We start from the raw sequence: 234 nt of genomic DNA on the forward strand, positions 1-234 counted from the left end.
GTGCGAGATCGCCGAGAAGAGCATGGCCTTCTCGGTCTGCTCGGGAAGCGCCTCCTCGACCTCGTTCGGACCTTCCTCGGGATCTTCGACCCTAACCCAACGCGCGTCCTTCCAGCGGATCTCCGCATGGCGCTCGTAGACCGCCTCCTGAAACTCCTGCCAATCCTCGGCACTGCCGTTCCGCTTGAGTTCCTCGGCGACCTTCGAGAACTCAACGGCGATCTTCATGTCGTC

Annotated in this window: 1 protein-coding gene; it reads right to left on the reverse strand. The window is 62.0% G+C overall.

Going from position 1 to position 234, the window contains the following annotated elements; genetic code table 11:
* A partial coding sequence (locus tag MXD60_RS26510) for a hypothetical protein (RefSeq protein ID WP_248822423.1) occupies window positions 1-234 on the reverse strand: 234 nt, incomplete at both ends.

The organism is Frankia sp. AgB32 (assembly GCF_023243045.1).
GTDB lineage: Bacteria > Actinomycetota > Actinomycetes > Frankiales > Frankiaceae > Frankia.